Raw genomic sequence first — 9,881 nt, forward strand, 5'->3', positions numbered from 1 at the left:
CAGTTCCCTTTCAGAGGCCCAGGTCGCGGCCGATGAGTTCCTTCATGATCTCGTTCGAGCCGGCCCAGATCTTCGTCACGCGGGCGTCGCGCCAGGCGCGGGCCACCCGGTACTCGTTCATGTAGCCGTAGCCGCCGTGCAACTGGACACACGCGTCCAGGATCTCGTTCTGCACGCTCGCGCTCCACCACTTGGCCTTCGCCGCGTCGACCGCGGACAGCCGGTCCTCGTCGTGCGCGACGATCGCGTTGTCGACGTACGACTGGGTGACCTCGGCCTTGGTGACCAGCTCGGCGATCAGGAACTTGTTGTACTGGAACGAGCCGACCGGCTGACCGAAGGCCTTGCGCTGCTTCACGTAGTCGATGGTCTCGTCGAGGATCTGCGTCGCGTGCGCGATGTTCGACACCGCGGCGCCGACCCGCTCCTGCGCCAGCCGCTCCATCATGTGGATGAAGCCGCGGTCGACCTCGCCGAGCACGTTGTCGTCGCCGACGAACAGGTCCTCGAAGAAGAGTTCCGACGTACCGGACTCGGTCTGTCCGACCTTGTCGAGCTTCCGGCCGCGGGCGAAGCCGTCCATGCCTTCCTCGACGACGAACAGTGTGATGCCCTTCGCACCCTTCGACGGATCGGTGCGCGCGGCGACGATGACGAGATCCGCCATGTCGCCGTTGGTGATGAAGGTCTTCGACCCGTTCAGCACCCAGCCGCCGTCGGCCTTCTTCGCGGTCGTCTTCAGCGCGGCCAGGTCCGACCCGCCCGACGGCTCGGTCATCCCGATCGCGGCGACGTACTCACCGGAGCAGAACTTGGGCAGCCAGCGCCGCTTCTGCTCCTCGGTCCCCAGGTCCACGAAGTACGGCGCGGCGCAGTCGTAGTGGATGCCGAAACAGCTCGACAGCGAGGCCGAGACCTTCGAGACCTCCTCGGCGAACACCGCGTTGAAGCGGTAGTCGCCGACGCTCGAACCGCCGTACTCCTCGGGCACGTCGAGCCCGAGGAAGCCCTGCTTGCCGGCCTCCAGCCAGGCGGCCCGCTCGATCGTCTTCTCGTCGAGGAACTGCTCCATCCGCGGTACCAGCGAGCGGTCGCAGTACTCCTTCGCGCTGGCGCGGAATGCGCGGTGGTCCTCGTTGAAGATGACGCGATCCATGAGGCCTCCCCAAGGCGTGAGACGGATGGCTAAGCGCTTGCTTAGCTTCACGCGTTTGGTGCAAGGTGTCAACGTGTCCGCAGTCACCAGCCCCTTGGTTTGGGAGCACGTTCAGCCGGCCGCCGCACGCCGCTTGCTGACCGGCGCCGTCGACGCGTTCGCCGAGCGCGGCTACCAGGCAACCACCACCCGCGACATCGCGTCCCGCGCCGGCATGAGCCCGGCAGCGCTCTACGTGCACTACCCCTCGAAGGAGCGCCTGCTCTTCGAGATCAGCCTGTACGGCCACAACGCGGCCCTCGAGGTACTGCGATCCGCGGACACCGGCGCGACTCCGGCGGACCGGCTGCGCTCATTGGTCGCCGCCTTCACCTCATGGCACGCGGAACACCACACGATCGCCCGCGTGGTGCAGTACGAACTCGCGGCGCTCTCCCCCGAGCACCTGGCCGAGGTCGCGACCATCCGCCGCTCCATCTCGCGGCAGATCGAGCAGGTGCTCGCGGACGGGGTGAGCGCGGGTGACTTCGCAGTGAGCGACCTGCCAGGCACAACGCTCGCCGTACTCTCGCTCTCGATCGACGTCGCCCGCTGGTACACCCCGCACCGCGGCGACCCCGCAACCCTCGGCACGCTGTACGCCGACCTCGCGCACCGAATGGTCCAGGCATAGCAAAGACCCCGCACCCACCTGGTGCGGGGTCTTTCGCTGACTGGAGTCTGTTGCCGGCCGGGATCAGGCCTGCAGAGCAGCCTGGACGTCGAGGTGGATGTCCACCTTGTCACCGATCAGGAGCTTGCCACCCTCGAGCGGCACGTTGAAGTCGATGCCCCACTCCTTGCGGCTGATCGACGCGGAGGCCTCGAAACCGATGATGGTCTGGCCGTACGCGTTCTGGTCGACGCCGAGGAACTCGACCGCGAGCTCGATCGGCTTGGTGACGTCCTTGATGGTCAGCTCGCCGGCCAGGATGTAGTCGTCACCCTCGGGCTTGATCCCCTTGCTGACGAAGGTCATCTTCGGGCTCTTCTCGGCGTCGAAGAAGTCGCCGGAGCGCAGGTGACCGTCGCGCTGCTCGTTGCGGGTGTGCACGGAGGCCAGCTCGACCGAGACGCTGGTCGCGGACTCCTCGATGGTGTCCTTGACGTTGATCTCGCCGCTGAACTCCTGGAAGGTGCCGCGGACCTTGGTCATCAGGTGCCGGACGGTGAAGCCGATCTCGGTGTGCGCGGCGTCGAGGGTGTAGGTACCGGCGACCAGGCCGGGGATGGTGCTGATCACGGTGCCGGTGGTGGTGGTGTCGCTCATGAGGTCCTCTCGGGAAAGCTACTGAAACCGGGGTGGGTACTGTGGGGGCGAGGCGGTCATAGTTAAAAGTTCAACCGATGACCACGACAGTAGGTAGTAACTGTTTAAAAGTCAACTACATTCCCGGTACACTGTTCCCGTGACGATGGAGACTGAGATGGACCAGGGGACTCGGTGGCTCAGCGCCGAGCAGCAGGTGGCGTGGCGTGCGTACCTGCTGGGAACCGCACGCCTGATGGCCAAACTCGACGACGACCTGCGGCGGTTCGGCCTGGGCATCAACGACTACGAGATCCTGGTCCGGCTCTCCGAAGCCCCCGAGCGGCGGCTCCGGATGGCCGACCTGGCCGACCGGCTGCACCAGAGCCGGTCCCGGCTGACCCACACCGTCGGCCGCCTCGAGGCCGCCGACCTGGTCCGTCGCACGTCGTGCACGAGCGACAAGCGTGGCGTGTGGGCCGAGCTGACCGAGGGCGGCTTCGCGCTGCTCGAGCAGGCCGCGCCGTTCCACGTCGAGGGCGTCCGGGAGAACCTGGTCGACCTCGCCAGCACCGAGGACTTCGCCGCCATCGGCCGCGTCTTCGACTCGGTGTCGGAGCACATCGGCCAGCGCTGACTCAACGCTCCACCGGTGACGGGTTGATCTCCAGGGTCAGCTCGTCCCGGTCGGCGCCGCGGTAGGCGAGCATCGAGTCCCGCATCCGCCGCTTGACCGGCGGCAGGTGGTTGACCGCGCGCATCGCCGTCCGCAGGCCGGCCAGCGCCAGGCGACCGATCACGGGCTTGTGCACCGGGTCGTCCGAGGTCATCTGCGCCCGCGACTTGATCACCGCGTCGAAGCCGTAGTCGATCATCTTCGCCTCGTAGGCATGCACCGCCGGGATCAGCTCCTGACGACCGTCCCGTACGTCGATCAGCGCGCGGCACAGGTTGACGGCATCGCGGAGCGCGGTGTTCGCCCCGACGCCACGACCCGGCGTCATGGTGTGAATCGCGTCACCCAGCAGCGTCACGTTGCTCGATTCCCAGGACTCCAGCGGGACCGAGGTCCAGATGTTCACCGGGAAGCAGGTGCCCGGATCGGTCAGCTCGAACAGCCGGCGCAGGTTCGGGTGCCAACCGGGCGTCACATCCAGCGCAACCTTGATGAGCTCCTCGCCGCGGAGCTCCATGATGTCGGCCGGCAGCTTGTCCTTGGCCGCCGACAGACCCCAGTTGATGTAGTCCCGGGTGTTGTCGAACTGCAGACCCGGCCAACGCTGGATCAGCTCCTCGGTGTTGCCACCGATCCCGCTCTTCACTCGCCCGTCGCGGTCCCACTGGAACTCCATGACGTGCAGGATGCAGAACAGTCCGCGGGGCGCGTTGATCATCGAGATGCCCTCGAACACCTTCGGCGGGACGAGTTGCGCGCTCTCGGCGGTGATAGGCAGTTTGCCCGCAATCGCCACGATCCCGGTCTCCTCGGTCTTCGCCTGCGGCAGGTACTGACGGCGTACCCGCGAGCCCGAACCGTCGGCGGCGACCAGCACGTCACCGGTGGCCTCGGTCCCGTCCGCGAAGTACGCCGTGACCTGGTCACCGTGCTGCTCGAACCGGGTGAACTCCTTGCCGAACTCGACGACATCCTCCAGGCCGGTCAGCAGCACCTGGCGGAGCGTCATCCGGCTGATCGACTTCTCGCTCTCCACCGGGTCCGTCGACGCGGGGATCTCCATCGACAGGACCTCCTTGAGGTCCTCGGTGAGCATGTTGAAGTACTTCGGATCGCGCGCCTTGGTGGCCACGAACGTGTCGTACAGCTCCCTCGGCAGCAGCGCGTGCAGCGCCCGGCTGCCGTCCGGATCGATCCCGACCCGGTACCCGTGCAGGCCGTCGGTCCGCAACGCGTCGCGCTCGAACACCGAGACCTCGATCCCTGCCCGCCGCAGACCGTGGGCCAACGCGAGCCCGCCGGTCCCGCCACCGATCACCAGCACCTTCATCTCTCTCACTCCTTCAAGTATCTTGGTAATCCGAGTATCTTGGGAATCCGAGAGAAATGCAAGCCCTATGCTGAGGCGGACCATGACCAGTGCACGCGAAGAGCTCACCGGCGAGATCCAGCAGCGGCTGATCCGATTCATCGCCGAGGTGGTGCTGTACAACCACGCGGTCTCGGCCAAGGTCGGACTCGGCGCGAGCGACTCGCAGTTCATGACATTGCTGCAGACGCACGGCCCGCTGACGCCGCGGCAGCTCGCGGAGTACACCGGGCTCACGTCCGGCACCGTCACCGGCGTCATCGACCGGCTCGAGTCGCACGGCTTCGTCACCCGTCGGCCCGATCCCGGCGATCGCCGCAAGGTCGTCGTCACGCCGTCGCTGGAGGCGATCCAGGAGAAGCTGGTCCCGCTGTACGCCGACCAGGGCGAGCGGATGCACGCCGTACTGGCCAGCCGCAGCGTCGAGGAGCTGAAGACGATCTCCGCGTTCCTCGACGACTCGGTCACTGAAGCCACCAGCTAAACCGTTTGAGGCCGCTGGCGAGGTTCGAGAACCTTCTCGGCGTGACGGACTTTCACCAGGACGGCCGGGCCGGCATCGACGCGGCACTCGTACGGCGCCTGATCGCGCAGCAGTTCCCGCAATGGGCCGATCTGCCGATCACGCCGGTCAAGATCGACGGCTGGGACAACCGGACGTACCGGCTGGGGACGGACCTGACGGCGCGGCTGCCGACGCACTCGAGCTATGTCGCTGCCGTCGACAAGGAACACCGGTGGCTGCCGGTTCTCGCACCGCATCTGCCGGCCGAGATCCCTGAGGCTGTGGCCAAGGGCTCACCCGGCGAGGGATATCCACACCCGTGGGCGATCCGGCGCTGGATCCCGGGCGCGACCGCTTCGGTTGAGACGGTCCCCGATCTGGACGAGTTCGCGCGGGCGATCGCGGGCTTCATCCTGGCCCTGCAGAGCGTCGACGCATCGGACGCGCCGCTCGCCGGTGCGCACAGTTTCTACCGCGGCGCCCCTCCCGAGCACTACCACGACGAGACGCTCGAGGCCCTCGCCGCGCTGAAGGGGCGCATCGACACGGACCACGCCCGCGAGGTGTGGGACGCCGCGCTGGCCGCGACCTGGGACCGATCGCCGGTGTGGTTCCACGGCGACATCGCGAGCGGCAACCTCCTGGTCCGCGACGGCCGCCTCTCAGCAGTCATCGACTTCGGTACGTCGGGAGTCGGCGACCCCGCCTGCGATCTCGTCATCGCTTACACGTTCTTCACGGGATCATCCCGGTCCGCGTTCCGGGACGCCGTACGGCAGGACGACGCGATGTGGGCGCGGGCTCGCGGGTGGGCGCTGTGGAAGGCGCTCATCACCGAGGATCTGCCGGTTATCGAGCGCGTTCTCGAGGAGCGGTAACACCGGCGTACTCGCCGACGACCGCGGCGCCGACGACGTCGTACTCCAGCAGCAGGAGCCCGGTCGACGTTGCCTCTTGGGCTGTGAGCTTCAAGCCTGCGGTGTCGCTCGGCTGCTCGAACAACCGCCGACCGGCGCCGATCACGGTTGGCGCCACGACCAGTCGGACGACGTCCACCAGGCCTGCGTTCACCAGCGCGCCGCCGAGGCGGGCACTGCCGTGGATCTGCAGCTCGTTGCCTGGCTCCTTCTTGAGCTCCGCGACGGCGTCGATGTTCGCGAGGATCGTCGTCGGGTTCCAGCTCGCTTCGGTGAGGGTGCTGCTCACGACGTACTTCGGGAGCGAGTTCATCAGCTCGGTGAACGGGTCGTCCGGGTCGGTGATCTGCGGCCAGTCGCGCGCGAAGGCGTCGTACGTCCGTCGCCCGAGGAGCAAGCCGTCCGCTCGGTGCAGCCACTCGGCGGCCCGGCGTACGAACAGGTCATCCATGAACGGCACCAGCCAGCCGCCTCGGGTGAAGCCGTCGCTCGTGTCCTCGGTCGGCGAACCCGGGCCCTGACTCACGCCGTCGAGCGTGACGAACTCCGTCAGTACGAGCTTCATCGCACGACCTCGCCCTCGACGAGAGTGGCGAGCTGCTTGGTCACGCTGCCCCAGCCGTCGGCGAACCCGAGCTCCGCGTGACGCGAACGGCTGGCGGGATCGCCGTGCCGCGCGATCATCCGGTACTCCGTGCCGTCCGGGTGATCGGCGAGGATCACCTCGCCCGTCACCGCGATCGGCTGCGGATCCGCGGGCCGCCAGGTGCTGTCGATCGCATTCGTGAACGCGATTCGCTCGAGGTCCTCCGCGACCAGGATCACCGCATCGAGGTGCGGGCCCCACTGTGCACCGTCATCGCTGAGCTGGGTCACTAGGGCGCCGCCCGGCCGGATCTCCAGACGATCGACGCGACACATGGCCGGCGCCGGAACCCACCACTGCTCGAACCGCACCGGGTCCGTCCACGCACGCCATACAGCCGCCCGCGGCGCCCGAATCACGCGCTCCACCATCAGATCCAGCTCAGGATCAAACTCTCCCCGACTCACAGCCCCTCCTCCATCGTCACGACATGCTCCGTCTCCGCCACACCCTCCGGCCGCTCGGCATGCTCCGGCTGCTCCGCCGTGACGAAGCGTTCCAAGCGGTCGGTGCGGTCCTCCCAGATCCGCCGCTGCTCGTCCAGCCAGTCGTCGACCAGCGCCAGCCGCTCGCGGTTCAGCACGCAGGTCCGCACCCGCCCGGTCTTCACCGTGCGGATCAGCCCGTTCGACTCCAGCGTCCGGACATGCTTCATGAACGAGGGCAGCGTGATCGGGAACTCGGCCGCCAACTCCCCGACGCTCGTCGGTCCACGCCCCAGCCGCCGGATCACACTCCGCCGCGTCGGATCGGCCAACGCGACGAACACCCCGTCAACCTCCGCCGAATACTGTGCCATGCGGCTAAGTATTGCCTCGTCTTGATACTTAGCGCAAGAGCTAACTATCAGCAACGCAGAGGACCCCGCCTCCACAACCTGGGAGACGGGGCCCTTCGTACGGGTTTCTGCTCAGTCGCGCGTGAGCTTCCGGTGTGTGACACGGTGCGGCCGCGCCGCCTCCGGACCGAGGCGCTCGATCTTGTTTGCCTCGTACGACGCGAAGTTGCCCTCGAACCAGAACCACTGCGCCGGGTCGTTGTCGTCGCCCTCCCAGGCGAGAATGTGGGTCGCCACGCGGTCCAGGAACCACCGGTCGTGGGACACGACCACCGCACAGCCCGGGAACTCCAGCAGCGCATCCTCCAGCGACTGCAGGGTCTCGACGTCCAGGTCGTTGGTCGGCTCGTCGAGGAGCAGCAGGTTGCCGCCCATCTTGAGCGTCAGCGCCAGGTTCAGCCGGTTGCGCTCACCACCGGACAGTACGCCGGTCGGCTTCTGCTGGTCCGGCCCCTTGAAACCGAACGAGGCGACGTACGCCCGGCTCGGCATCTCGAAGTTCGCGACCTTGATGTAGTCGAGGCCGTCGGACACCTGTTCCCAGACCGTCTTCTTCGGGTCCAGACCGCCGCGCGACTGGTCGACGTACGAGATCTTCACCGTCTCGCCGAGTTTCAGGGCGCCGGCGTCCGGCTGCTCCTCGCCGACGATCATCCGGAACAGGGTCGACTTGCCGACGCCGTTCGGGCCGACGACACCGACGATGCCGGCCCGCGGGAGGCTGAAGCTCAGGCCGTCGAACAGCTTGCGGTCGCCGAAGCCCTTGATCAGCTTGTTGGCCTCCAGCACCGTGCTGCCGAGGCGCGGACCGGCCGGGATGTTGATCTCGTCGATGTCCAGCTTGCGAGAGCGCTCGGCCTCGGCCGCCAGCTCCTCGTAGCGGGCCAGCCGGGACTTGCTCTTGGTCTGCCGGGCCTTCGCGTTCGACCGGACCCACTCGAGCTCGCGCTCCAGGATCTTCTGCCGCTTGGCGTCCTTCTGACCCTCGACGACCAGACGGGCCTGCTTGGTCTCCAGGTACTTCGAGTAGTTGCCCTCGTAGCCGTAGGTGCGGCCGCGGTCGAGCTCGAGGATCCACTCGGCGACGTTGTCCAGGAAGTACCGGTCGTGGGTGATCGCCATGACGGCACCCGGGTACTTCTGCAGGTGCTGCTCCAGCCACAGCACGGACTCGGCGTCCAGGTGGTTGGTGGGCTCGTCGAGCAGGAGCAGGTCAGGCTGCTGCAGCAGCAGCTTGCAGAGCGCGACCCGGCGGCGCTCACCACCGGAGAGCTTGTCGACGATCGCCTCCGGCGGCGGGCAGCGCAGCGCGTCCATCGCCTGCTCCAGCTGGGCGTCGATGTCCCACGCGTTGCGGTGGTCGAGCTCGGTCTGCAGGTCACCCATCTCGGCCAGCAGCGTGTCGTAGTCCGCGTCCGGGTCGGCCAGCTCGGCGGAGATCTCGTTGAAGCGGTCGAGCTTCTGCTTGGTGTCGCCGACCCCCTCCTGGACGTTCTCCAGCACGGTCTTGCCCTCGGTCAGCGGCGGCTCCTGCAGCAGGATCCCGACCGTCGCGTCCTCACCCAGCCGCGCCTCGCCGTTGTTCGGGTGCTCGAGCCCGGCCATGATCTTGAACAACGAGGACTTACCGGTGCCGTTCGGGCCGACGACGCCGATCTTCGCGCCGATCAGAAAGTTCAGCGTGACGTTGTCGAGAACGACCTTGTCGCCGTACGCCTTCCGGACGTTGCGAAGCGTGTAGATGAATTCCGCCATGCCCTAGAGCCTATGTGCTCCCCCTGGCGGTTTCCCAACCAGCCCTGAGGTTGTCCACAGCCGCGAAGATCACAGCGCCGCCCGCCGCCCGGCCGGTGCATCTTCTCCAGTGACAACGCATCCCGCGATCCATCGGAAGGCGGCCAATCATGAGCACCGGCGAGACCTACGTGACAGTTCTGGGCTGGGTCGGCAGCGACCCCGAGTTCAAGGAGGTCGGACAGAGCCCGCATGCATCGTTCCGGCTCGGCTCGACACCACGTCAGTTCGACCGCACCCTCGGCACGTTCGTCGACAAACCCACGACCTGGTTCAGCGTCCAGTGCTGGCGATCCCTCGCCCAGAACGCCTTTGAATCCGTACATGTCGGCCAACCGGTCATCGTCACCGGCCGGCTACGCACCCACGAGTGGACCAACGACGCCGGCGAGCAGGTCAGCCGGGTGATCCTCGAGGCCTTCTCCATCGGCCACGACCTCACCCGCGGCACGACGACGTTCAGCAAGAACCCGCCACGCGCCGAGCCGACCCGACTCGCCGCTCCGGCGGTCGTGCCCGCGTCCGACCCGGCCGAGGCGACCGCGACGCCGTATCCCGCTGATGAGTACTCCGCGACGACCCTGCCGCTGACCGCGACCGCGGGGTCCACGGAAGCGGAGGCGGCGTGATTATCTCAGCCTTGACTTATATAAGTCCTGAACGGCATTCTGGGGACCATCTCAGCAGCCGAG

At 67.2% G+C, this 9,881-nt stretch carries 12 protein-coding genes; 5 read left to right on the forward strand and 7 right to left on the reverse strand.

Annotation, left to right across the window (positions count from 1 at the left end; all coding sequences use genetic code 11):
- Nucleotides 1-10 precede the first annotated feature (10 nt).
- On the reverse strand, nt 11-1,156 hold the full coding sequence (locus tag AC0662_RS27195; protein WP_478304131.1) for an acyl-CoA dehydrogenase family protein: 1,146 nt from the start codon (nt 1,154-1,156) through the stop codon (nt 11-13).
- A gap of 73 nt (nt 1,157-1,229) precedes the next feature.
- Here AC0662_RS27195 and AC0662_RS27200 point away from each other — a divergent pair, with 73 nt between their 5' ends.
- On the forward strand, nt 1,230-1,829 hold the full coding sequence (locus AC0662_RS27200) for a TetR/AcrR family transcriptional regulator (protein WP_452204901.1): 600 nt from the start codon (nt 1,230-1,232) through the stop codon (nt 1,827-1,829).
- Between the two features lie 63 nt (nt 1,830-1,892).
- On the opposite strand, the gene AC0662_RS27205 is transcribed toward AC0662_RS27200, so the two are convergent.
- Entirely contained in the window at nt 1,893-2,465 is a 573-nt protein-coding gene (locus tag AC0662_RS27205) for a YceI family protein (RefSeq protein WP_452195598.1), read from the reverse strand.
- Nucleotides 2,466-2,622: 157 nt separating this feature from the next.
- Here AC0662_RS27205 and AC0662_RS27210 point away from each other — a divergent pair, with 157 nt between their 5' ends.
- The gene (locus tag AC0662_RS27210) at nt 2,623-3,081 is read left to right on the forward strand and encodes a MarR family winged helix-turn-helix transcriptional regulator (protein ID WP_452195617.1); all 459 of its coding nucleotides are present in this window, start codon (nt 2,623-2,625) and stop codon (nt 3,079-3,081) included.
- Between the two features lies 1 nt (nt 3,082).
- On the opposite strand, the gene AC0662_RS27215 is transcribed toward AC0662_RS27210, so the two are convergent.
- On the reverse strand, nt 3,083-4,450 hold the full coding sequence (locus AC0662_RS27215) for an FAD-dependent oxidoreductase (protein WP_478304133.1): 1,368 nt from the start codon (nt 4,448-4,450) through the stop codon (nt 3,083-3,085).
- 82 nt (nt 4,451-4,532) lie between these two features.
- On the opposite strand from AC0662_RS27215, the gene AC0662_RS27220 reads away from it, so the two are divergent.
- Nucleotides 4,533-4,973, forward strand: coding sequence for a MarR family winged helix-turn-helix transcriptional regulator (locus tag AC0662_RS27220; protein ID WP_452195594.1), 441 nt, complete (start codon nt 4,533-4,535; stop codon nt 4,971-4,973).
- Nucleotides 4,974-5,014: 41 nt separating this feature from the next.
- Nucleotides 5,015-5,872 (forward strand): aminoglycoside phosphotransferase family protein, encoded by an 858-nt coding sequence (locus AC0662_RS27225; protein ID WP_452195592.1) that lies wholly within the window; start codon nt 5,015-5,017, stop codon nt 5,870-5,872.
- Here AC0662_RS27225 and AC0662_RS27230 read toward each other — a convergent pair.
- From AC0662_RS27230 to ettA, 4 genes are all read right to left on the reverse strand, one after another.
- Nucleotides 5,844-6,476 (reverse strand): dihydrofolate reductase family protein, encoded by a 633-nt coding sequence (locus AC0662_RS27230; RefSeq protein ID WP_452195590.1) that lies wholly within the window; start codon nt 6,474-6,476, stop codon nt 5,844-5,846. The genes AC0662_RS27225 and AC0662_RS27230 overlap by 29 nt on opposite strands.
- On the reverse strand, nt 6,473-6,964 hold the full coding sequence (locus AC0662_RS27235) for an SRPBCC domain-containing protein (RefSeq protein WP_452195588.1): 492 nt from the start codon (nt 6,962-6,964) through the stop codon (nt 6,473-6,475). The genes AC0662_RS27230 and AC0662_RS27235 overlap by 4 nt, the downstream gene beginning before the upstream one ends.
- Complete coding sequence (locus AC0662_RS27240) at nt 6,961-7,356, reverse strand: ArsR/SmtB family transcription factor (protein WP_452195586.1); 396 nt, start codon at nt 7,354-7,356, stop codon at nt 6,961-6,963. The genes AC0662_RS27235 and AC0662_RS27240 overlap by 4 nt, the downstream gene beginning before the upstream one ends.
- A 111-nt stretch (nt 7,357-7,467) precedes the next feature.
- Nucleotides 7,468-9,150: an energy-dependent translational throttle protein EttA gene (gene ettA / locus AC0662_RS27245; protein ID WP_452195584.1), complete on the reverse strand. Its 1,683-nt coding sequence runs from the start codon at nt 9,148-9,150 to the stop codon at nt 7,468-7,470.
- A 149-nt stretch (nt 9,151-9,299) separates the two neighbouring features.
- Here ettA and AC0662_RS27250 point away from each other — a divergent pair, with 149 nt between their 5' ends.
- The gene (locus tag AC0662_RS27250) at nt 9,300-9,818 is read left to right on the forward strand and encodes a single-stranded DNA-binding protein (protein ID WP_452195583.1); all 519 of its coding nucleotides are present in this window, start codon (nt 9,300-9,302) and stop codon (nt 9,816-9,818) included.
- Nucleotides 9,819-9,881 lie beyond the last annotated feature (63 nt).

Source organism: Kribbella sp. NPDC043289 (genome assembly GCF_056436705.1).